At 41.0% G+C, this 23016-nt stretch carries 16 protein-coding genes; 6 read left to right on the top strand and 10 right to left on the bottom strand.

Annotated elements, in window-relative coordinates:
- Nucleotides 1–34 precede the first annotated feature (34 nt).
- The gene (locus ACQY77_RS21415) at nucleotides 35–2047 is read right to left on the bottom strand and encodes a beta-N-acetylhexosaminidase (protein WP_421940279.1); all 2013 of its coding nucleotides are present in this window, start codon (nucleotides 2045–2047) and stop codon (nucleotides 35–37) included.
- A gap of 245 nt (nucleotides 2048–2292) precedes the next feature.
- Between ACQY77_RS21415 and ACQY77_RS21410 the strand changes: the two genes are divergently transcribed.
- Complete coding sequence (locus ACQY77_RS21410) at nucleotides 2293–3303, top strand: FAD:protein FMN transferase (protein WP_421940280.1); 1011 nt, start codon at nucleotides 2293–2295, stop codon at nucleotides 3301–3303.
- Here the strand turns inward: ACQY77_RS21410 and ACQY77_RS21405 are convergent.
- From ACQY77_RS21405 to ACQY77_RS21395, 3 genes are read right to left on the bottom strand one after another with little or no spacing between them, the layout of a single operon-like run.
- Nucleotides 3300–5495 (bottom strand): PepSY domain-containing protein, encoded by a 2196-nt coding sequence (locus ACQY77_RS21405; protein ID WP_421940281.1) that lies wholly within the window; start codon nucleotides 5493–5495, stop codon nucleotides 3300–3302. The two genes, ACQY77_RS21410 and ACQY77_RS21405, sit on opposite strands and share 4 nt — an antisense overlap.
- Before the next feature lie 12 nt (nucleotides 5496–5507).
- The gene (locus ACQY77_RS21400; protein WP_421940282.1) at nucleotides 5508–5996 is read right to left on the bottom strand and encodes a DUF2271 domain-containing protein; all 489 of its coding nucleotides are present in this window, start codon (nucleotides 5994–5996) and stop codon (nucleotides 5508–5510) included.
- A gap of 1 nt (nucleotide 5997) precedes the next feature.
- Complete coding sequence (locus ACQY77_RS21395) at nucleotides 5998–7509, bottom strand: ankyrin repeat domain-containing protein (RefSeq protein ID WP_421940283.1); 1512 nt, start codon at nucleotides 7507–7509, stop codon at nucleotides 5998–6000.
- A gap of 216 nt (nucleotides 7510–7725) precedes the next feature.
- Between ACQY77_RS21395 and ACQY77_RS21390 the strand changes: the two genes are divergently transcribed.
- Nucleotides 7726–9591 (top strand): alpha-L-fucosidase, encoded by a 1866-nt coding sequence (locus tag ACQY77_RS21390; protein WP_421940284.1) that lies wholly within the window; start codon nucleotides 7726–7728, stop codon nucleotides 9589–9591.
- Between the two features lie 69 nt (nucleotides 9592–9660).
- Here the strand turns inward: ACQY77_RS21390 and ACQY77_RS21385 are convergent, their stop codons facing one another.
- Genes ACQY77_RS21385 through ACQY77_RS21375 form a run of 3 tightly spaced genes read right to left on the bottom strand, consistent with a single transcriptional unit; the run spans nucleotide 9661 to nucleotide 15361 of the window.
- Nucleotides 9661–11094: a TolC family protein gene (locus ACQY77_RS21385; protein ID WP_421940285.1), complete on the bottom strand. Its 1434-nt coding sequence runs from the start codon at nucleotides 11092–11094 to the stop codon at nucleotides 9661–9663.
- A complete protein-coding gene (locus ACQY77_RS21380) occupies nucleotides 11087–14257 on the bottom strand; it encodes an efflux RND transporter permease subunit (protein ID WP_421940286.1) in 3171 nt (1056 codons plus the stop codon). The genes ACQY77_RS21385 and ACQY77_RS21380 overlap by 8 nt, the downstream gene beginning before the upstream one ends.
- Before the next feature lie 21 nt (nucleotides 14258–14278).
- Nucleotides 14279–15361, bottom strand: a complete 1083-nt coding sequence (locus ACQY77_RS21375; protein WP_421940287.1) for an efflux RND transporter periplasmic adaptor subunit — start codon at nucleotides 15359–15361, stop codon at nucleotides 14279–14281.
- A gap of 355 nt (nucleotides 15362–15716) precedes the next feature.
- On the opposite strand from ACQY77_RS21375, the gene ACQY77_RS21370 reads away from it, so the two are divergent.
- A complete protein-coding gene (locus tag ACQY77_RS21370) occupies nucleotides 15717–15953 on the top strand; it encodes a hypothetical protein (protein ID WP_421940288.1) in 237 nt (78 codons plus the stop codon).
- A gap of 319 nt (nucleotides 15954–16272) precedes the next feature.
- On the opposite strand, the gene ACQY77_RS21365 is transcribed toward ACQY77_RS21370, so the two are convergent.
- The 3 genes from ACQY77_RS21365 to ACQY77_RS21355 all read right to left on the bottom strand — a co-directional run bounded on the left by ACQY77_RS21365 (nucleotide 16273) and on the right by ACQY77_RS21355 (nucleotide 20598).
- A complete protein-coding gene (locus ACQY77_RS21365) occupies nucleotides 16273–16599 on the bottom strand; it encodes a hypothetical protein (protein WP_421940289.1) in 327 nt (108 codons plus the stop codon).
- Nucleotides 16600–16694: 95 nt separating this feature from the next.
- Nucleotides 16695–17030 (bottom strand): hypothetical protein, encoded by a 336-nt coding sequence (locus ACQY77_RS21360; RefSeq protein WP_421940290.1) that lies wholly within the window; start codon nucleotides 17028–17030, stop codon nucleotides 16695–16697.
- A gap of 1 nt (nucleotide 17031) precedes the next feature.
- Nucleotides 17032–20598, bottom strand: coding sequence for a fibronectin type III domain-containing protein (locus tag ACQY77_RS21355; protein WP_421940291.1), 3567 nt, complete (start codon nucleotides 20596–20598; stop codon nucleotides 17032–17034).
- A 472-nt stretch (nucleotides 20599–21070) separates the two neighbouring features.
- On the opposite strand from ACQY77_RS21355, the gene ACQY77_RS21350 reads away from it, so the two are divergent.
- The 3 genes from ACQY77_RS21350 to ACQY77_RS21340 are packed head-to-tail and all read left to right on the top strand — an operon-like array spanning nucleotide 21071 to nucleotide 22997.
- Nucleotides 21071–22009 carry a ring-cleaving dioxygenase gene (locus ACQY77_RS21350; RefSeq protein WP_421940292.1) on the top strand — a complete coding sequence of 313 codons (939 nt, stop codon included), beginning with the start codon at nucleotides 21071–21073 and terminating at the stop codon, nucleotides 22007–22009.
- Between the two features lie 5 nt (nucleotides 22010–22014).
- Entirely contained in the window at nucleotides 22015–22641 is a 627-nt protein-coding gene (locus tag ACQY77_RS21345; protein WP_421940293.1) for an alpha/beta hydrolase, read from the top strand.
- Complete coding sequence (locus ACQY77_RS21340; protein WP_421940294.1) at nucleotides 22641–22997, top strand: hypothetical protein; 357 nt, start codon at nucleotides 22641–22643, stop codon at nucleotides 22995–22997. Before ACQY77_RS21345 ends, ACQY77_RS21340 begins: the two co-directional genes overlap by 1 nt.
- Nucleotides 22998–23016 lie beyond the last annotated feature (19 nt).

Below are 23016 nucleotides of genomic sequence, written 5' to 3'. Positions count from 1 at the left end.
AAATCTTAGCGCAAACGTTTGACAACCAAATGCATTAAGGTATTTTCTGAGTAGCAACAAAAGGCATATACGGGCTTTGGCTAAAAGTGAGATTACCATATGAATCTGTTCCTTTTGTACCAGAAACAATGGCCCGGAGCGTATATTTTGCTTTAGCTTTATAATGATCTACTTTCATCCGATAAAGATAGGTTTTAGGTTTGTGTGTACCCCGATAAGTATCCGCCAGACCTTCATGATTATCTACGGAAATAACACGGCCATTCTCCAGCAGTTCTACTTGCTTTATTTTTAAGAAGGACTTCCCTTTCGTGTAAAAAAAGCCTGCCGTTACCCTGCCATTTGCATATACCTTTGATGTAACATCCCACTCTACAGTTTTAGCATCATTTTCCAGCTTACCCGGATCCCAGGTGCCTGTAATGTAACCACCCTTTGTAAAATAATCTATGCGCAATGCATCTAACCGAGGATAATGTGCATCAAGGCGATGATTAAAATCATCAAACGACCGGTCAGCCTGAGCAGTCCAGCCTACTTCAGCCACAGCCAGCAACCGGGGAAAATTCTGCACATTCATATCTTTAACTTCCTGCGGGATAGCCGTCCACTGGTTTGCCTGCAATCCTAACACATACTTTTCTTCTTCAGGAGATAAACCTGCTGTTGGATTAAGGCTATACACCCTTTTTAGAGAATTTATATTCCCATAAGCTAAATCAGACATTGTTCCATCATTACGATCATCTTGTGTGATATCGAAGTACAGGTAATCTGTTGGAGTAGCAACAGTATAGAATTGTTGTGATGCTGCTTGTTTGGTAGCTTCGTCACCCAGCCAGGACATGATCGCAGTTTCCCTGGAAAGTGCTGTTCCTCCATCCAGAATATCATTCCATCCAATAGGTTTTTTGCCCTTTTCTTTAATGATCTTACAAATTCGATTAACAAAATAAGCCTGAAGTTCATTTACCTTCTTAAATCCCTTCTCTTTCATAAATGCCTGAACATGTGGTTCTGATTCCCATAGCCTGTGCACAACTTCATCGCCTCCGAAATGAATGTAAGTTGATGGAAACAATGCAGCAACCTCAGTAAAAACATCATCTAAGAAGGTATAAACCTCTTCTTTCGTTGGATCGAGCGGATTGGGTGTAAATTGATATCCCCAATATGACCATGATGCCAGAAAAGGAAAAACATGCTCAGGCGTACGCTTCTTATTTACGCCCAATTCGGGATGTGTGAGTATAATTGGCCAACAATGCCCGGGTACATCTATCTCAGGTACAATGGTGATGTTTCTTGCTGCCGCATATTGAATGAGATCACGCAATTGCTCCTGCGTGTAAAAGCCACTTCTTTCTGCCGGCTCTTCGTGTTTATCAGCAAAAACAGTAGTCTTTTTTGTTGTAAGTTCCGGATGTTTTTTAAGTTCTATCCTCCAGCCCTGATCATCGGTTAGGTGCAAATGGAGTACATTGAGCTTATACAAAGCCATTACATCCAGGTATTTTTTCATTACCTGAACACTGTAAAATGTACGGCTTACATCCTGCATGTAACCACGCCAGGCAAAACGTGGGCCATCACTGATTTGCATTGCAGGCACAGACCATTGTGCACCAATTTTACTTTTTTTCTCTATCGACACAGGCAAAAGTTGTCGAAAAGTCTGAATTCCGTTAAAAATTCCTGCTGTATCTGCTGCAATTATCTTAACCTGACTGGTGGTAATTTCCAGGTGATAATCTTCCTTAGCCAGAGCTGAATCGTTTAATATCAGTAAATTTATTCCTGACTGCGCTTTATCCGTTACTACCATCGGGAATTTATACCCTGTAGCATTTCTTAACAAGTTTGCCAAAAATACTGCTTTACCATATGTACTTTGGTGGTAAAAAATTTTTGTATTGGCCTGAAATTTAAATTCACCAGCCAGAATCTCTACTTGTTTAGGCTTAGGTATAACATTTACCTGATACTTTTGGCCAAAAGATAAAAATGGAAAAACAAGTGTTGCGATAAGTAAAAGATATTTATTCATTTCAGGATGATTAGATTGAGCAGAAATTTAGGGATAACGGCCCATAAGCTTCTTAACAATATTATATAAAATCAGATTGAATCTCAATAAAAAGCCTGCACAAACGTTTGTGTGCGCAATTATCTATCAAGCAACTATAAGCTGGATAAAAATGATTGCATTCGATAGTTAAACCTGTGCTTCAATTGCGAAATCTAGCCATCTTACGGTTAAAAAAACTTATTTTTACACATCAAAAAACACTAATGAAAACCTTTTTCTTTCTCTTCTTTAGCTTATTTACGCTTAGCTCGTCTGCCCAAATCTTAAGAAAAAGAACAACGCTCTTAATGGGAGGAAGATTTGACATCAGCCTTGTGGCAAAGGATTCGCTTACAGCAGAGCAAAATATCGATGCTGTTATCGCAGAAATTTCGAGAATTGAAAATCTCATTTCAGACTGGAAAGCAGATTCGCAGGTTTCGGAAGTTAACAGAAATGCTGGTATCAGGCCGGTAAAAGTAAACCCTGAGGTATTTGCGCTGACTGAGCGGGCCATTGCCTTATCTAAAGCTACAAAAGGGGCATTCGATATTAGTTTTGCTGCGATGGATAAAATCTGGAAGTTTGATGGCTCCATGACTAAAATGCCCTCCGTTGAAGCCATCAGAAAATCGGTGCAAAAAGTTGGGTACCACAATATCATCCTTAACAAGGTTAATTCTACTGTTTTCCTTAAACTTAAAGGTATGAAAATTGGATTTGGCGCACTGGGCGAAGGATATGCGACAGACAAATGCCGTAAAATGATGTTGTGGAGAGGAATTAATGCAGGCATCGTAAATGCATCAGGAGACATGAGTGCCTGGGGCAAACAACCGGATGGCACAGATTGGACTATCGGAATAACGAACCCGATGAAAGAAGATACACTGCTGGCAGTAGTACCTTTGAGAAAAGGTGCTGTGGTTACATCAGGGAGTTACCGTAAGTTTGTTGAACTTAATGGAAAAAGGTATGCTCACATCATCAATCCGGCAACGGGATATCCAGCAACCGGATTAATTAGTGTAACCGTATTCGGCGCAAGTGCTGAGGTTGCGAATGGCCTAAGCACTTCCATAATGGTTTTGGGCAAACTGGCCGGACAAACATTTATTAAAAAATATCCGGCTTACAGCTTTATTATGATTACCGATCAAGGTGCTGTTATTTCATCAAAAGATCTCCACTTAAACATTCATTCCATAAAAAGCAATTTAAACCAGGTAAACTAGTAACAATCTGTTAATACCTGGTTTCTGGATTGATAAAATGAAAGGGCCTGACCTGTCTTCTCCTGACAAATGGTTTCCAATATTGCCAGTACATCTTTTTGCATGGCCAATGATCCACAAAGCATAATTACTGCTTTATCTTTTAAACACCGGGCAATCCAGTCTGCTTCAATGTTGATTAAATCACTAACGTATTTTTTATCCCCTTCTCTCGAAAAAGCAATATGGTGCTTACTGAGTTTAGCCTTAGTTATCATCCCTGCTATGAATGATTCGAATGGCTCAAAGGATGAAGCAGCTCTAAACCCGGAGAATAAATAGCAAGGAATTTTCTTTTCGTTTTGATCCATCATCCCCAGGAAAGGTGCAATTCCTGTTCCATTGGAAATCATAATCACCTTACTTGCCTGCTTGGGAAAGTAAAAGTGAGGGTTTTTAATGATCTTAGCCTTCAGTTGGTCCTTAGATTTCAAAGAATGCAAGTAAGCAGACCCCAATCCGTCAGGGTGGAGCCGAACGCTTAGCTGAATTTTATTATCCACTACGCCAATGGAGTAAAGCCTTTCCCGGTGATCATTTGCAGGATAAATGGCTAATAAATCTCCAGATTCGGCTTTTAGCTTCCCTTTGGTATTCAGCTTGATCTGGAAAGTAGCGGTTTCAGCTGATACTCCGGTATTAGACCATACATCAAATCTTTGCAACGACTTAGTGTCTACCTTCCTTTGCTTCGGAAAATCATGAAGCAGGATGCCGCTTTGCTGAGACCATGACTCTGCCCAAAGCGATATTTCCTGAGGCGATTTATCATTTACAGTATGTACATCAACCAGAGAAGTGGCCCAGTGCTTCTTGGAAAGCTGATTATGAACATCGAAAGCGAATTTACAGAAGTCGGGGTATGCCTTAGAACCAAAGCCCAATACACTGTACTGGATGGCCTGGGGCTGTGGCTGCTGATCTATTAGTTGTAAAAACTTATCTGCATTTGCAGGAGGCTCTCCCAACCCGTATGTAGAAGTAATGATAATGAGCTGCTCGGCTTTCGGGTAAACCTTATACTGGTTTAAGGTACTGAGGTAGGATTTTTTTCCGGCTTTGATTAACAATCGATGAACGTCGCTGGCATAGCCATAACTGCTTCCATTTTCCGATCCTACCAAAATTATGAACTGGCTTTCTTCTGCCCGAAATTTGTTTTTGGTCCGTTTGGAAATGCGTTTTAAAGTAATGGCAAAGCCTGAATAGATAAAAAATAAAATCCCTATACAGGAAATGGCTAAAACCAAAGCCCAAATGATATTTGACCGCCCGGTATGGAGATCCAGACTCAGATTCCTGGCCAGTATGCTAAACGGATACCTACTTTCAGCAAGCATTACTCCGGTAACCTGATTAACAGCTATTTCCCGATCCTTTAATGTTAAGATATAATAGTCTTCAATATCTGTGGAGAATGGAAATTCGATGGTTTCAACCTCAGATAAACGGATATGCTGAAAAACCTCAAAATCTTTAATATTTTTCGGTGAACCAGATTTGATGTCGTCGATATTAACTTCAACTCCCTTTTTATCCGTTTTCAGTAAACCAAGTGTATTTAACGATAAATATGTACCCGTAAGGGCAATGAGGAGAATGGGAATGAGTAATATCCGCCCTAATACGACATGGTAATATTGAGCGAAGCCATCTTTATGGATTTTAGCGAACAAACGCCTCAAACCTCTCTGTCTTTGAATGGTTAACAGGATTCCGGTGATGGCAATTAAAATAAGTAAAAAGGCTGTTAAACCAATAACAATTCTACCTGCTGAATGAAGGAAAAGGGAACGGTGAAGTGTAGTTACCCATTGAAAAAATGCAGTCTGCTTTTCTACTTTACCTAAAACCTCTGCCGTTTCAGGATCTATATAAGCCTTAACATCTTCTCCATTTTTATCAATGGCCTGAATTTCTACATATTGTTTGTGGCTAACCGATATTGTGGTTACCTCATCATATTTTGCCTGCAATGCCGGAATCAACGCGGCAACAGTTATGTCATCAAGGTTACTCCTGCTGTAGCTCTTGGTTTTTTGGCTTATTGGCTCCGCGGATAAAATAATACCTGTAATTGCGGCCAGCAGTAAAAAAAGAAAAGAAGATACAGCCAAAGTAAGGTGGCTGTATCTCCAAATAGATTTAATCATATTGCCCCGATATTAATTAGGGCTAAAACGTACGTACCTGATAAACCCTGTACCTTCATTCTTTGCAGAAAGCGTTGCAGTGGTTAAAGGTATTTCTAAGTCCTTCACGTAATATTCTTTATCCTCAACAGCCGATTCAAAACGCAATTTGTACCCGGCATTGATTTTAGCTTTTTCGATCTCGATTACCGAAACACCTCGATCACCACCAGTAAGGGAAGCACCAGTTATCGCACTGATATTGGCGGGCTTCTTAGCACTATACTTATGCCATTCTTTTAAGCTATTGTACCATTTTTTATCAGAACCCAATACATACAGTGTTTTATTGTATTGCCCTTTGGCATCAACTAATGAAATTACGATGTAGGCACCCTCTCCCATATAATTGGTCATCTGGATCATGCATTTGTATTTGGCTGTTTCCTGAGCAGCAGCATCAGCAGGTTTAAAAAATGCCAATACAATCAGCATTATTGTTATTTTCAAGATATTGTTCATATTATTTTAAGAAGCTAAGGGATACATTTGCTTTTTTTAATGTTTCATTTTCACTGGCCAAATCAAAAGCAGTTTCATCAAAGCCTGTTTTAGCATTTTTTTCAGCTCCGATTGATAAAAGGTACTTCATAATGCTATCATCTTTGGCCACCATTGCGGCTTTATGTAAGGCTGTAATGCCTTCTTTATTTGTGATATTCACATCAATATTCAAAGGTTTAAGATCTTTAATCAAGCTAAGCTCACCCTTAATTACCGCTAAGTGATATAAAGTATTGCCATTGGGTTGTGGAGCAGACAAATTAAGACCTTTAGACTTCAATAAATTCCACTTGTTTCCAAACTCAACAGCTTTAGCCGGGGCATTTTGGTTGAAACCGCCGCGTCCGCCTTCAGCACTGCCATAAGACTGGATCAGGTAGTAACCGATATTGTTTCCTTCACGGTCAGCCGCATTTACATTTGCACCTTTGGCAATTAAATAATTTACAACAGGGAAAGAATTAGTGTTTACTGCCAACGCTAGGGGTGTTATACCTTTAGCATTAGCCTGATTAATGTCTTTTACTTTAGGTAACAAAAGCGCCAACAAGGCGGTATCTCTATTGGTTGCTACCGCATTCATAAATGGGGTATTCCCTTCATTATCAGCCTGATTTACATCTACACCAGCGGCAAGAAAATGGGCAATAATTTCGTTTTGATTAGGCCTGCGAACCAGCGCATGTAAAACATTTCTTCCTTCTTTATTAACTGCTTTAGGATCAATTTTTAAGCTTTCCAAATATTCAAATACCTCGATAGGCGCAGCTCCTCTACGACCACCTTCACTGGCGGTGATTAAGGCATTTTTATCTACAGCAACTCCTTTTTGAATCAGGGCTTTTAAAACGTTTACATTTCCTGCTCTTGCAGCATAACCAAAAGCGTTTATACCCGAAGCATCAGTACTTTTCAAATCAAGTCCTTTAGCGATAAAATAATCGGTTAACTTAAGATCTTTATCATTGCCAATTGCCAGCAGTAAAGCGTTAGCACCATTTCCGTTTAAATCTGTTTTTAAATTGGCTCCTTTTGCCAGAAACAAATCATAAATTTTGGTATTGGGCTGACCAGCAGATGCAGCAAAGGTTAGCGGGCTTGTGCCATGACTATCTTTTAAAGCAATATTTGAACCCTTCGAGATGAGGTATTCTACAATTTCCTCATTACCCCTACTCGCAGCCCAATGTAAATAAATCCTACCGTCGTGAGTAGGTTTTGTTACCACATTACCAGGTTGGGCTAATAAAAATTTAATGGTCTCGTTAGGCGCTTCTGCATTAATGGCCATAACTACCGGATCAAAACTCATGGGATTAAGTTGTGATGGGTTTGCACCTTTCTCTATTTCTGCTTTAACAGCATTTACATTAGGCTTTCCCTGCCAGAATGATTGATCTAAGAGTGTGTTTTTTTGAGCCTGTGCTACAACTGACCACAGCACGGTAAGGGCTAATAAAATTTTTTTCATTTATGGGTTATCGTATAAGAGGTTTTGATATTTCGAAACCCAAAATTAACAAGATTTAGTCTAAATAAGGAATTAATATTTATTATTTTTATCATTATTACTGCATTAAATCAGGGAGCTGATTCCTTTTAGCCAAAATAGTTGAATATTTGGATTACGTTATTCAATAAATCTTTTTGGGATAATACTATTTTACAGAACTAACCACTTATACTTATGAAAACATCCCGAAGTATTAAATACATTTTATTGATTTTGTTGTATCCCATTTTCTTTCGTTCCTATGCACAAAACAAAGGAGATGAAGATAAAGATATGTTTAATACGCCCGCCAAAAGGGATCAGGCAGCCATTAAAGAGGCTAAAAATGGCTGGTGGACAAGCTCTGTCAGCAATAAAGCTGAGCGGATAAAATGGTGGAAAGCGGGTTCATTTGGCATGTTTATTCATTGGGGTGTTTATTCTATGGCAGGCGGTGTATGGGATGGCCAGGCTTTTGGTGGCTATGCTGAACACCTCATGAGGATTAAAAAGATTCCAAGGGAAAAGTATCTGACATTTGCCAAAGATTTTAATCCTGAATTTTTTAATGCAGAAACCTGGGTGAAATATGCCCAAAACGCCGGTATGCAGTATTTGATTATTACCGCTAAACACCACGATGGATTTGCCATTTATCCTACAGCTTTTTCTAAGGATTATTCGCTTGCAAGCACTTCTTTTAGGAGAGATCCACTCCAGGAGCTTGCTAATGCCTGTAAGAAGCATGGGATTAAATTCGGCTTTTATTATTCTCATGCTTTTGACTGGGAAGACCCCAATGCACCCGGTAATGACTGGGATTATAACAATCCGGGAGGCGACAGGTTGCTGGGAGGAAGAGAATGGTATGACAGTCACCCGGAATGGTTACCAAAAGCACAAAAATATGTAGATGAGAAATCAATTCCACAAATTAAGGAACTCATCAACCGTTATCATCCTGATATTCTTTGGTTTGACACACCACATAAATTACCACTTTCAGAAAATTTACGCATACTAAAGGCCATCAGGGCTATAGACAATAAAGTAGTGGTGAACGGCAGATTGGCAGGGCTAAATAATTTTAACTTTGGCGATTATTTCAATACTGCAGATAAGCCAGCAGAATTTTATCCGTTTAGAGGTGATTGGGAGGCTATTCCCACTACCAATGAATCATATGGTTATTCCCAAGCGGACTCCAGCCATAAATCTGCTTCATTTTTAATTCAGCTACTGGCCAAATCACGTGCCAAAGGCGGTAATTTATTACTCAATATCGGCCCCATGGGGAACGGGAAATTCGACCAGCGGGATATTCGTATTCTGGACAGTATCTCTGTTTGGATGAAAAAATATGCAACAAGTGTTATTGGAGCAGGAGCCTCGCCCCTTCCCATTCAAAATTGGGGAGTAACCACACTTAAAAATGATAGCCTGTTTTTGCATGTGTTCCAACAACCAACTGATGGTAAGCTATTGGTTGCAGGCTTGCTCAATAGCATAAAAGAAGCGAAGGTGCTGGGAGGTTCACCATGGCCAATCCTTAAACAAGATCAGGATGGCCTGTGGTTATCGCTCGCTGAACAAACTCATGATCCGGTTGATGAAGTAATTCTGATCAAACTGTCATCGCCAATCAAAACCGATTCACTAAGACGTCTGGATAATAATTCAAACAACAGACTCCTTGCTTTCGATGGCGTTTTGCATGCAGAAGGATTCAAATTTGGAGACGGTAAACGAACGCAGTACTTCGTAGGAAACTGGACTAAGAAGGAACAATACATCTCCTGGCCAGTCAAACAAACGGGCAGCAAAAAATATAAAATCTGGATAAAGTACCTTGCAGCAGCTAATTCTGGTGGATCATATCAGGTTAAAATTGGGAATTTCGATCAAACCTTTGAGGTTGATGCCAATAGCAGTAGAAAAATGCTTGAGATTGGAACGGTATCGCTTAATGATGGGCTACAGGAACTCAGCGTAAAACCGAAATCCATTACCGGAGAAGAGTTAATGAAACTTTACGAAATTGTATTAGAACCCATCAAATAACATGGTGATAAATAATAAAAAGGGATGCCAGAATTAACCGGCATCCCTGCAAACTACCTAACCAAATCACTAATTCCAGCCACCACCCAAAGCGTGGTAGATATTTACCACAGCATTAAGCTGCTGTTTTTTCGTTTCAATTAATTCTAATTTTGATTGTAAAGCATCACGTTGGGTCATTAAAACTTCAAAGTAATCGGCTCTAGCTGATTTAAATAAATCGTTAGAAATATCAATTGACTCTGTTAAAGCTTTCACCTGTTTGGCTTTAAGATCATAGCTTTTCTGCAAATTATTAATATTTGAAAGCTGATTAGCAACCTCCATATAACCATTTAAAATGCTCTTTTCGTATTCATAAACAGCCTGTAGCTGTTTTGCATTGGCCGTAATGTATGCCGCTTTGATTGCATTTTTATTAATGAGCGGCCCGGCCAAATCACCTGCTAAAGAATAGAGCAATGACTCTGGTGTACGCAGCAGATAGCCAGGGTTGAAGGCTTGAAATCCGATGCCGGCAGAAATTCCTAATGAAGGATAAAATTGTGCTTTTGCAACATTAACATCCAATTTTGCTGCAGCCAGTTCAAATTCAGCCTGTTTAATGTCAGGACGATTAGCCAAAAGCTGTGACGGAATACCTTCCTGAACACCTGGCGGAACCAGATCGGTAAAATTACTTTTATCCCTTACAATCGGCTGTGGGTAACGACCCAGTAGAAAATTGATTTTATTTTCAGTTTCTGTAATTTTCTGTTCGATATCAAATTCCAAACTTCTGGAACTCAATACTTCGGCCTGAAATTTACGCACTGCCAGTTCGGTTACCCGGGTGGCCTCTTTTTGAATTTTCATCAATTCCAATGCATTGCTCTGCAAAGCGATGTTCTTTTTAACAATATCCAGTTGGTTATCTAAGGCCAATAATTCATAATAGGAATTGGCAATTTCGGCCACTAAATTAGTTACTACAAAGTTTTTGCCTTCTACGGTAGAAAGATAGTGACTCAATGCTGCTTTCTTTGCATTGCGGAGCTTGTGCCAGATATCAGCCTCCCAGTTGGCTTGTAAACCAAAAGCATAATCGGGAAGCGGATCTGGCACTTCCTTACCTGGCTCTATCTCTGTGGAAGCATCTCCAGCTCCCTGACTGGTGTAGCGCCCCACTTTCTCTATACCTGCGCCTACCCGGTAGTTTACACTGGGTAGCAGTTCGCCTTTTTTGGCCCGGATTTCACTTTTAGCAATTTCAATATCCTGCAGTGTAATATTCAGCTCCTGGTTATTTTTCAATGCTGTATCAATCAAATCAACCAACTGTGGATCAGTAAAAAATTTACGCCATTGGATACTGGCACTGTTGAGCGTATCCTGCGAGTTGCTAAAACGCTCAGGAACATTTTTATTTTCATTACGTTGTGCAACTTCCGGCAATTTACAAGCCGAATATGCGGCGCATATTAAAATGAGGCCAACGCTTTTATAAATGCTATTTTTAAACATTGTGTTCAATTTCTTCTGTTAATGGATGCTCTTCTTCAATCTTAATCAGTTTATGCTTTTCGGCGATTTTACCGAAGATGTAGTATAAGCCCGGAATAATCACTACTCCGAAAAGGGTACCAAAAAGCATCCCTCCTGCAGCTGCAGAGCCAATGGTTCTATTGCCAATTTTACCCGGTCCAGTGGCAATCATCAAAGGAATTAATCCGGCTATAAATGCGAATGAAGTCATTAAAATAGGGCGGAACCGGACTGTAGCTCCTTCCAGGGCCGATTTCAGCACAGATACCCCCTGGCTATGGCGCTGCACGGCAAACTCCACAATCAATACCGCGTTCTTACCCAGCAAACCAATCAACATCACCATCGCTACCTGTGCATATATGTTATTCTCAAGTCCCAGTAATTTTAAAAATAAAAAGGCTCCAAAAATACCTGCAGGTAGCGAAAGGATTACAGCCAACGGGAGGATAAAACTCTCATACTGCGCAGCAAGTACTAAATACACAAAGCCTAAGCAGATGAGGAAGATGTAGATGGCTTCATTGCCTCTGGATACCTCATCTTTCGAAATACCTGCCCAATCGATCCCAAATCCCCTTGGAAGGGTTTTCTTAGCCACTTCATTAATCGCCTTAATGGCTTCACCAGAACTGTAGCCCGGAGCAGATTGTCCACTAATTTCTGATGCGTTGTACATGTTGTGTCTGGTAATCTCAGATAAACCGTAAACCTTTTCCATGCGCATAAAGGCAGAGAAAGGCACCATTTCATCACGATCGTTCTTAACTGAAAGCTTCAATATATCTTGTGGCAAGGCCCTGTATTGTGGCAGCGCCTGAACCATTACTTTGTACTGGCGATCATATTTAATGAAACTCGTTTCATAGTTACTCCCCACAAAAGTAGAAAGTGTGCTCATGGCATTATCAATGGTTACCCCTTTTTGCTGTGCAATATCATTATCAATGCGCAACATATACTGAGGAAAACTCGCGCTGTAGAAAGTAAAAACCGAGGCTAATTCTGGTCTTTTGTTCAATTCACGAACAAAATCCTTGCTTACAGTTTCCATTTTTTTGTAGTCGCCACTACCAGCCTTATCCAATAAACGCAATTCGAAACCACCTGCTGCACCATATCCCGGAACCGCTGGAGGCCCGAAAAACTCAATCGTTGCACCGGGGATAGATTTTGATTTCTTTTCCAATTCTCTGATCACATCCTGGGCTGAGTTTTTACGTTCGTGCCACTCTTTCAAATTGATTAAACAAGTACCGGAGTTTGCGCCTGTTCCCTCCGTTAGAATCTCATATCCTGCTAAAGAAGAAACCGATTTTACACCTTCTATATCTTCTGATATTTTTTGAAGTTTTTCTGCCACCTGATTGGTTCTTTCCAGCGTAGAACCCGGAGGGGTTTGAATAATGGCATAAACCATTCCCTGATCCTCGTTTGGAATAAATCCTGAAGGTACGCTACCATTTAAGAGATAAACCCCGAAACAAAATGCGGCCAAAACCCCGAAGGTAAGTAATCTGCGGCTTACCACTTTGTTGAGCACCTGTACATAACGGCCTGTAAGTCGGCCAAACCAGTTGTTGAAGCCATCTAAAAACCGATCAACAATGGTTTTCTTTTTCGGTTTACCATGATGATTTTTGAGCATAATGGCACACAATGCTGGTGTAAGGGTTAGTGCCACAATACCCGAAAGGATAATGGCTGTTGCCATGGTAATGGAAAACTGCCTGTAGAAAATCCCTACCGGACCGGACATAAAAGTTACCGGAATAAATACCGAGGCCATTAAGAAAGTAATGGCGATAATTGCACCGCTAATTTCTTTCATAGCCTCCTGAGTAGCTTTAAGCGGCGAAAGCTTGCTGTTGTGCTCCATTTTTGCGTGGACTGCTTCAATTACTACAATCGCATCATCTACTACAACACCAATGGCCAGCACCAATGCGAAGAGTGTAATTAGGTTGAGTGTAATCCCAAAGAATTGCATAAATACAAAAGTTCCGATCAGGGATACCGGTACTGCAATGGCTGGAATAAGGGTTGAGCGCCAGTCGCCCAAAAACAAGAACACCACTAAGCCCACTAAAATAAAGGCTTCTACCAGTGTATGTACCACTTTTTCTATGGAGGCATCCAGGAATTTAGATACGTCATAACTGATTTCATAATCCAATCCTTTAGGGAAAGAATTTTCCTTAATCTCAGCCATTTTCGCTTTCACATCTTTAATAACCTGGCTGGCATTACTGCCGTAAGATTGCTTTAACACAATTGCCGCTGAGGAACGACCATTTAAATTGGAGTACAAATCGTACATCGAACTGCCAAATTCTACATCAGCTACATCTTTCAGGCGCAAGATTTCTCCATCTTTACTGGCCCTTAAAACAATATTTTGATATCCCTCTTTGGTACTGTATCTTCCAGGGTATTTCAATACATACTCGAAAGCCTGTGATCGTTTACCAGAGCTCTCCCCTGTTTTACCCGGAGAGGCTTCCAGGCTCTGCTCGTCGAGCGCTTTCATCACTTCATCAGCAGAAATCTTATAGGCCTGCATGCGATCGGGCTTTAACCAAATGCGCATCGCATATTCACGATTACCCAGGATATCAGCAAAACCTACTCCATCAATCCTTTTCAGTTCTGAGAGTAAATTGATATCGGCATAGTTGTAAAGGAAGTTTTCATTCATCTTGGGATCCTTGCTATACAAGTTAATGTACATTAACATGTTAGATTCCTCACGACTGATTTTAACCCCTTCACGCACTACTAATGGCGGAAGCTTATTGGTAACAGCAGCTACACGGTTTTGCACGTTTAGGGATGCCTGATTGGGATCGGTGCCCAGATTAAATACCACCTGTATGGTAGCTTCACCATCATTCCCGGCATCAGAGGCTATGTATTTCATTCCCGGAACACCATTGAGTGCACGCTCTAAAGGGATAACTACCGATTTAATGAGTAATTCGTTATTTGCTCCAGGGTACTCTGCGGTGATATTAACCTTTGGCGGAGAGATAGAGGGGAATTGTGTTACCGGAAGGTAGGTAATGGCCAGCGCTCCCAGAAAAACAATAATAAGTGATATGACTATAGAAAGGACGGGCCTTTGTATGAACTTGCCAAACATAAAATAAGTATAGGGGTTAGATTATTCGGTTTTTAATCCTAATTGTTTGATTACTTCCTGAGGCTGCTGGAATTTAAATTTGATTTTATCATCATCTTTAACTTTCTGAACACCTTCCAGCAAGATTTTATCGCCTGTATTTAAACCATCTCCCAACACATAAAGATCAGGCAGCTCACCAGCTATATTAATGGCTTTTGAATGGACTACATTGTTTTGGTCTACTACAAATACATAGGTTTTATCCTGAATATCGTAGGTTGCTTTTTGAGGAATAACCAATGCTTGTTTCAGCGGAACAACCATCTGGATTTTTCCGGTCTCACCATTTCTTAAAAGGTTATCTGGATTGGTAAATCTTGCTCTGAAAGCAATGTTACCCGTTTCATTATCAAATTCACTTTCTATAACTTCAACTTTGCCTTTTGATTTGAGCAGTTCATTATTCGCCAATAACAAGCCCACTTCCTGCTGGCCCTTGTTTTTTGCAGAACTCTGGTAGTTAAGGTATTCTGGTTCAGAAACATTAAAATAGGCAAATACCTGGCTGTTATCAGAAAGGCTGGTTAATAGTGCACCTTCATCTACTAAACTCCCTAGCTTAAGTGGAATCCTATCAATTGTGCCATCAAATGGTGCCCTGATTTCGGTAAATGATAAATGCAGCTTTGCCAGAGCGGTTTCTGCATTGGCTTGCTGTAATTTGGCTTTCGCCATAGCGAGCTCGTTCTTAGAAACTACATTTTTATCGGTTAGTAATTTTGTATTCTGTAGTTCTATTTCGGCAGCCTTAGTTTCTGCCTGGGCTTTTAACAATTCGGCTTGCAGCATGGTAGGCATAATGCGAAACAGCAGCTGACCTGCATGTACACGCTGGCCCTCATCTACATAAATGTTTTGAAGATATCCTTTTTCCTGGGCACGAACTTCTATATTTCGTACAGAACGGATTTGCGAAACATACTCTTTGGTAAAAGAGGTATCAATTTTTAACGGACTGGTAACGGCATAGGTAACTACCTCTTCTTTTTCTTCTTTTTTAGGGGTACAACCTGTTACGTAAAGCAAAGCACACAAGCCTAAGCATATGACATTTCTCTTCATCTTTTTTGAATGGTTTAATCTGATTTATTTTTTCTTACTCATTTTCCTGGTTTGGGTGCCCATGTTTTCAATAAATTAAGGTTACCCATCCCTTTAATACTGGCACGAAATAAATACAGATTTATGAAGGAATAATGAAGACCATTGGTTAATCCGTAGTCAGTAGTACCAAGTCAACAGTACTAAACCTGAATGCTGCTAAACAGAAAAAATGTGCAACAAGAAATCAAACACAATTTCAATTCATAATCAACAGGTTAGCTATAACTGATGTTTAAAACCTTCTATATGTTAATATTTAATTTCAAACATTTCAAGTACCTCGGGTTTTTATGCTTGAACTAAAATTTAGATTATGCAAAAAACAGAGACTAAAATCAGCACAGATCTTCAGCAATTCATTGAAAAGTTTGAACCGAATAAGTTCAAAATGTTGGCCAAGGGAATAGAGATCAGAGGAAGCCGAGACCTGTATCGCAGCATTAATTTTGCTAAAGAATTAATTGAAAAAATGAAGTTGCAGTTAACGGTAAACCATACAGCTGAAATGGCCATGTACGGAGGTTTTGAAGTGATTGCCGTACACAATTAAGTAAAACATTAAACGCTCTGAGGAAAGGCAGCAAAAGAAATTTTGCTGCCTTTTTTATGTATAACACAATTTAATGAAGATTAATTCAATAACCTGTATATATAACAGGGTTAGACATATAGTTCATATCTGTTTCAGCTTTAGTTTTGCTATTACATTTGTTTCTAATAAAATCATGGCCTTTATTGTAGAATTATTGACCGTTGAGCTAGCGAATGCTTAAACGAGAGGAGAACACCACATCTTATTTTGTTTTATTAATCAATTTAGACAGACTTCCTATATCTTGCTGATATACACCCAATGGCTTTTCGTTTAGTTAAGACACCTCTATCAAAACTAAAAATTGGAATACTTTACTTTTCTTCAAAAATGCTATTGCATCAGTTGTGTCTATTTGATTATTCCTTATATTTTGTTCCATAATAAACTTTTTGAATGCTAGAGAAATCTCAATATCAAAATTTCTTAGATAATAGCTCAAGTAATTAGGCCAAATCCATATTCCATCTGTAAAATATACGACACCACCTAAAATCGTATTATCATTTTTTTCCAATGATTTTACAAATTGCATATTTGTAGCAATAGCAATCCTCCTCCTTAAAAGATAATCTAGGATGATATCCTTTGATTTTTCGGGCATACCTTTTTTATATTTTTTATAGGGTCTCGAAAATTTGCTTTCTCCGCTGTACTCTTGTACTATTCCTATTATTTTCAGAAGCTTGTGTTTTTACACTAGAGTTTTATAAAAAACTCTTTCAATAGGTCCTTCAAGTCTTCAATCGATTTTCGATAAACTATGATGACCTCTTCATCGAGCCTATTGGAATACATTTCATCAAATTCGAAAAACAGTATGATTACTGCTTCTAACAAAAGAAATAGCTCAGTGTCGGTCCGATCTCTGTAATCCAATGTAAAAGTGTAAAACAATATGGAATCATTGATTTCATTTACCAATGCTTGATATTCTATTTTATCTCCAATTATTTCCAAAATATCTTTAAAAAAGGCATTTGAAATTGCTTGCTTTGGGCCCCAGCCCGAATTATCTTTGAATAAGATACCCATATTATTCGACTTTGATTAACTTGAACAAGGAGTTGTGAAATTTTTTGTTGATGTATTCATTTACTTTTGTTTTTTGTGAAACATTCATATACCTCATATCTAAGACCAAAAAATCAATATTCGGCTTGTTTAAAAAATGTTTATCAATTGAGGGAAAAAATTTGGCTATATCGTAATTTTCAAATCTTGCAACGTGTTTTGGTAAACCAAAGACATCAAAACTCTTTCCTTTATTTTCTCCACTCATTGAAACAAAGTCACCCTCCGCAGAAGTGGTAAAACGTTTAAAAAAACCATATTCCGATTCAATCAGTTGGCCTATCTCTCCTTCATATAAATCTAATTGGCCTTTAACAGGATCTAGTCCAAGTTCTTTTATTCTTTGGTCTTTTGAAAGTTCTTTTATCCGATCAATTTCTGCTAAGACTTCATCGGGTATTTTCTTAACTAAATCATCTGCCCCATCAACAACCTCATCCCCAATCCCCTCAACCTTCTTGCCCCGCTCCCCTAACTCCGCTACAACTTTCTCTACATCAGCCTTCCCGGCCTTTGCCAGGTACTTTTCAAAAGTAATGATTTTCCTGGCTCCATTCACCTCTCCTGCCCCGATGAACATTGAGGCCACATCTATTACCAGTTTGCCCTGCTTGTAGCGGGCCAGCTCGGTGGTATCTGCCAGCTTGCTCAAATATTCCTTTAACCTTTCGCCAATCGAAGCAATGGACTGTTCGAGCTTTTCTTCATTTTCTACCAGCTCCCAAAGCGCCTTTATTGTTTCTTCGGTTTCTGTTATGATCTTCTTATTCGCCAGGCAATCGCGGGTATGGGCTTCCAAACGCCTTGCCTTGAATTCGGCAAAGGCTTTTTGTACCTGTTTTTCAATCGCTTCTTCCTTGCTGAGCTTGTTGATTTCTGCCTGCAGCTCCCCGTATTCCTTCACATTATCGAGCAAACCCTCACAATCCAGTGAACCTATGGTATAGGCATAGGTAATCTCCGATAGCTTTTCGCTCAGCTCAACCAGGCCTTTTACCTGACCATAGGCGCCATCGATCATCCCTACCCGGAAAGGCACATCCAATGCACTGTAGTAAAGGGCCGGGGCGGTATTGGAATTCTTCCAGAAACAGTAGGGTACAATCCCCCCATCGTAAGCGGCCCATTTCTCCCTCGCGCATTTTTTAAAGAATTCGGCTATTTTGAGCAGTTTTTCTAACCGGGAGACATATTCCCTGCCCTGTTCTTTGAAAAAACCCTCCAGACAGCCTACACTGAACTGCTCTTTCAGCTTTCCTGCCGAGCGTTCGGGCAGGATAGATGGGGTATTGGGATAGCTTACATTAACCGCATACAGCCTGACCTCACAGCCCAGTTTCTCAAAAAGCAGTACTTCAAGGGTTCCTTCCCCGGGGACCCGGACAGGCTGGAAAGCTTCCCCGCCTGGGCTTTTATAGCTTTTTGTTCCGCTGTCATAACTGTAGGATTCGCCACTGCGCAGCTTAAAGCCCGTCAATGCGCCCGTAACGGTATGGGCAGTATATCGGGTTATCTGTTCGCGGTCCAGGTAAATGGCCGATCCATCGGGTGTGGCAAAGGCCGCAACATTTTCTTTATCTGTTGGCTTAGCCCCAATATTAATCACCCAGGAACTGGCCAGCTCCCGCTGTTCTTTTTCATTCGCCTGCCTTTCCCGCCCCCGGGCCTTTTCTGCATAGCTTTTTAGTTTCGTAGCCCCGGCTATCTTTTGCGTATAGCAGTCTACATCTGCGAAATCATGGCCTGGCCCTTTTTTAGGAACGATGGTATTCCCCCCACAGTCTTTCTCGCCTGCCAGCCCGCTATAGCCAGCCGATTTTTCAGCCTGTTCGGCTTTTAGTTCCGCTTTTTCCTGTGCAGTAAGGTAAGGGCTCCCCGCAAGCGCAGCGTAGGCTTCATTCTCTTCTTTCTCCCTTTCCAGGGCTTCTTTTTTATCCCTTTCTGTACCCGAATAGTGCTCCAGGTAATCTGTACGTTTTTTAACCAGGCTTGTGATTTCTGCTACCAGCGTTTTCAGGTCGTCGTAGATCTCCTTCACATCCGCCACCTGTGCCTCCCCTTCCTCGTAGCCCGTTTCTACTACCCCATCATATAGCTGCCTGTCGGTATTGATGCCAATCCCCTTAAACCTCACCTTTACGTTCACCTGCCCCAGCATAGGTATGGTCAGGTAACCCTCGCCGCTAAAGCTCCTGCTGCCCGTTACTTTGGTCAGCCGTACGGGGAATTTACCCGTGGTAAACAGTTCGCCGGCTGAGAGCGAGGGGATGGGGTTTTTATTGGCGATACTGATCTCCGGGGCAATCATCCCACAGTTGATGGTTGTCGTGCCGCCAGGGTCGGCAGCGGTTTCGAAGTTCAGTATCGGTGAGTAGCTGGCATTGTCGGCACCTGCAACATAACCTGCTGTGCTGCAAACCGATCCGATGCGGTATTCGTATACCTGGCCGGGTTTGAGCCCCCTTAGCTGCGCTGTTTTTTCCAGCGTACTGATGCGGTACCAGTTGCCCCCGGTTAGGGCCGCCTCTCGGTATTGAAGGGTATAGCCCCCGGCAGGGCTGGCGCCTGTCGGATCCTCCCACTTCAGGATTGCCTGTGTACCGGTAACACCCGCATTGATGGCGGCAGGTGGCTTACAGTCGTTTTGATAGTCGAACCAATAAATTTCGCTGAAACCATGGTTGCGGTAGCTATCGGTCTGCTCCCCTGTTGGGGAACTGGAAATAGCACGCACCCGCCAGGCGTAACGTTTACCCGGCACCAGCTGGGGTTCTGCAGGCCCGAGTAAGAGCGTAGTGGTGGATACGCTAGCCTGGTACAATACCGGGCTGCTTTCAAAGCCTGCCTCGGGGGCTATTTCGGTATCCCAGAGTTCTTTCAGGGTAAACTCATACCGGGTATTGAATGCCGCCGAGGGGCTTCCCATGTTGCGCGGGGTCCACTGGAAGGGGATATTCTGTACTTCCCCGGCGGCGACCCGTTCTGCTTTGCCGGGCAGGTTCAGCAGTGGCGGATCATTCAGGGCCAGGTAGGCCATGGTACAGCTCTTCCGGCTAAGCAGCTGCCCGGTATGGGCCGCTATGGCCTCGAAGCAGAAACTGTACATCCCTTCGGGCAAGCGCCCATCACGGATGTATCCGGCCCGGTCCCAGCCGGAAAAGTCCAGGTTGTCGGGATGGAAATAAGGGGCAAGATCGCCCAGCGAAATCCTTTGCGGAACACCGGCATCGAGGTTAATGGTTGGGTAATCCCCGCCTTCACTGCTCTTAAGTTTTAGCTGTTGCCCTTCAATGTACAGCCGCAGCCGTACCTCCAGCAGCGGCTTTTGCAGGTCGGTGTTGGTGAGTACTACGGCAAAACGTTCGGTCGTTCCGCCATAATATTCATTCATGTGCAGGGGGTACGGGGGCACCAGTACCGGCGTTACCTGTACCGGGTAAACCTGCGCTCTGGCTACCGAAAAAAGGCAAAAAAGGTATAAAAGGAATTTAATGCAAAGGGGGATGCGGAGCGTTTGGTGTTTGGTCATGCTTCATTGGTTCTGCCGTAAGGCCAAAACTGCCGGAACATGGTACAGCTAGGTTAAGGCCCATACGAAATGGTTTAAACGCTGTACGAAAAAGCAAGTAAAAGACATGCCCCCTGGGCTGCGCTTAAACTAAACTGGTAAATGGGATGGGAACAGGCTAAAATGCCTCGGGCTATAACTCCAGGAATGAGTTGATTTAATTCCTATAAAGTAAAGCTATTGGTAGGTTAATTGCAAATTTATCAGTAAATAACTAGAAAAGGTAAGACAACAAGCGTGCTTCACTCGTTCTTGAAGCGCTCTTGAAGCGTATATGAAGCGTAGTTAAAGCGTATACTAAGCGTTATGAAGCGCTATTGGCGGGCGCAGTATTAAACTTTTTAATCCTATCTAATTTTTTCACTTCTTGAACTAGTTCAATGCCCAGGGATTTTGATCAGCCTAAATTTGAATTATCAAAAACGAAAGGAAAATGAAAAATCAAATTTTAGGTATCCACCACATCACTGCGATAGCAGGAAACGCCAAACGTAATTTCGACTTTTACACCAAAGTTTTAGGCTTAAGGTTTATCAAAAAAACAGTAAACTTCGATGATCCGCACACATATCATTTTTACTTTGGTGATGAACAAGGTAGTGCCGGAACCATTTTAACATTTTTCCCCTGGGGAGATGAAATTCAACAAGGACGTAAAGGTTCTGGAATGGCTACAGAAATCGGCTACAGTGTTCCCGAAAATAGTTTAGACTTTTGGATCGAACGTTTTGAAAAACACAATGTAACTTACAATAAACCTGCAGTTAAATTTGGAGAGAAATACTTAACATTTCTTGATCCGGATGGTTTAAAATTAGAATTAACAGAGGTTAAAAACGATAATCGTAAACCATGGGAAACCACAGAAGTAAATGCAGCTGTAGCCACACGAGGTTTTCACCACATCACCTTAACCTTAAAAAATATAGAAGCTACTGCTTTCATCCTTACGGAAGTATTTGGCTACAGGCTATTAAGTAAAGAGGCCAACAGATCCAGATACATAACCGATGCCGTAAACGAAGCTGCAATTGTAGATTTAGTAGAGATAGAAAGTGAAAAAAGAGGCTTCAATGCCAATGGAACTGTTCATCACGTGGCTTTCAGGGTAAAAGATGATGCTGCATTAATGGAGTACAGGGATAAAATTGTAAAACTTGGCCTTAACATCACCCCACAAATTGACAGGAATTACTTTCACTCCCTTTATTTCAGAGAACCAGGAGGTGTTTTATTTGAAATTGCAACTGAAAATCCTGGTTTTACAGTAGATGAGCCTTTAGCAGAATTGGGTACTAACCTTAAACTTCCAGCTCAGTACGAAAGCAGAAGAGCAGAAATAGTTAAAACACTTGTAGATTTAAACGACTAAACATCATGGAATATCAACCCTTAAAATATATATACAAAACTTCAGGAATTGAAGGTGCACACACCCTGCTTCTTTTACATGGAACGGGTGGAAATGAACACGACCTTTTATCGATTGCCGATTATTTCGGCAATTCATTCAATGTGCTTTCGGTAAGAGGAAATGTTAGCGAACATGGCATGCCCAGATTTTTCAAGCGATTGGGCATGGGCATATTTGATGAAAAGGATTTACAATTCCGTACAGAGGAGTTGATTCATTTTTTGAAGGAACTGGCCATTAAAGAAGGTTTTGACATTAATAAAATCATTGCTTTGGGCTATTCGAACGGAGCTAATATTGCAGGCGCTGTACTGGTTACCAATCCCGATTTTCTTGGCGGAGCCATACTGTTCAGGCCAATGCAACCCTACAAGGTATTGCCCGAAATTAAGCATCAAAACGGTACCCCGGTTTTTATGAGCTCAGGAAAACTGGATCCGACTGTTGCCATAACAGAAGTTGAAAGTTATGAGAATGCATTGAACAGCGCCGGCTTCAAAGCCACATGGTATCAAATTAATACCAGCCACTCGCTTACAGAAGAGGATATAAAACTTGCAGTAGAATGGTTTAACCAAAACTTTAAATAATGGAAACTTTCCAATTGACCCGAATTTATGCTGATGAGAATGGCGAAAGTCATTTTGAAGACAAAAGTATTCCTTTATTACCTAACGGGGATATCGGTTTTCTTTCAGCCGCTGAAAACACTAAAAGCATTATTTTTAGAAAGGTAAAACCCGATTATGATTTTGATTTCCATCATGCACCGCAGAAACAATACATCATTTTGCTTGATGGAATAATTGAAATTGAAAACTCTATCGGAGATAAAAGAACCTTTAAGGGAGGAGACATTTTACTGGTAGAAGATACCTGGGGAAAAGGACATAGAACAAAAAACCTTCAGCCCAGCCTGCGGTCCAGCATTTTCATTACCCTATAATTTTCGTTTTGACCAACAG

The organism is Pedobacter sp., from assembly GCF_965279535.1.
Taxonomy (GTDB): domain Bacteria; phylum Bacteroidota; class Bacteroidia; order Sphingobacteriales; family Sphingobacteriaceae; genus Pedobacter.
The sequence above is the reverse complement of the archived record's forward strand: the minus strand, read 5'-3'. Positions and strand labels throughout refer to the sequence as shown.

Bases quoted from the DNA above. Each gene is read 5' to 3' on its own strand.
- ACQY77_RS21400 (WP_421940282.1), bottom strand. From the start codon at position 5,996: ATGAACAATATCTTGAAAATAACAATAATGCTGATTGTATTGGCATTT.
- ACQY77_RS21415 (WP_421940279.1), bottom strand. From the start codon at position 2,047: ATGAATAAATATCTTTTACTTATCGCAACACTTGTTTTTCCATTTTTA.
- ACQY77_RS21370 (WP_421940288.1), top strand. From the start codon at position 15,717: ATGCAAAAAACAGAGACTAAAATCAGCACAGATCTTCAGCAATTCATT.
- ACQY77_RS21375 (WP_421940287.1), bottom strand. From the start codon at position 15,361: ATGAAGAGAAATGTCATATGCTTAGGCTTGTGTGCTTTGCTTTACGTA.
- ACQY77_RS21345 (WP_421940293.1), top strand. From the start codon at position 22,015: ATGGAATATCAACCCTTAAAATATATATACAAAACTTCAGGAATTGAA.
- ACQY77_RS21405 (WP_421940281.1), bottom strand. From the start codon at position 5,495: ATGATTAAATCTATTTGGAGATACAGCCACCTTACTTTGGCTGTATCT.
- ACQY77_RS21410 (WP_421940280.1), top strand. From the start codon at position 2,293: ATGAAAACCTTTTTCTTTCTCTTCTTTAGCTTATTTACGCTTAGCTCG.
- ACQY77_RS21360 (WP_421940290.1), bottom strand. From the start codon at position 17,030: ATGGGTATCTTATTCAAAGATAATTCGGGCTGGGGCCCAAAGCAAGCA.
- ACQY77_RS21380 (WP_421940286.1), bottom strand. From the start codon at position 14,257: ATGTTTGGCAAGTTCATACAAAGGCCCGTCCTTTCTATAGTCATATCA.
- ACQY77_RS21390 (WP_421940284.1), top strand. From the start codon at position 7,726: ATGAAAACATCCCGAAGTATTAAATACATTTTATTGATTTTGTTGTAT.
- ACQY77_RS21395 (WP_421940283.1), bottom strand. From the start codon at position 7,509: ATGAAAAAAATTTTATTAGCCCTTACCGTGCTGTGGTCAGTTGTAGCA.
- ACQY77_RS21355 (WP_421940291.1), bottom strand. From the start codon at position 20,598: ATGACCAAACACCAAACGCTCCGCATCCCCCTTTGCATTAAATTCCTT.
- ACQY77_RS21385 (WP_421940285.1), bottom strand. From the start codon at position 11,094: ATGTTTAAAAATAGCATTTATAAAAGCGTTGGCCTCATTTTAATATGC.
- ACQY77_RS21340 (WP_421940294.1), top strand. From the start codon at position 22,641: ATGGAAACTTTCCAATTGACCCGAATTTATGCTGATGAGAATGGCGAA.
- ACQY77_RS21350 (WP_421940292.1), top strand. From the start codon at position 21,071: ATGAAAAATCAAATTTTAGGTATCCACCACATCACTGCGATAGCAGGA.
- ACQY77_RS21365 (WP_421940289.1), bottom strand. From the start codon at position 16,599: ATGCCCGAAAAATCAAAGGATATCATCCTAGATTATCTTTTAAGGAGG.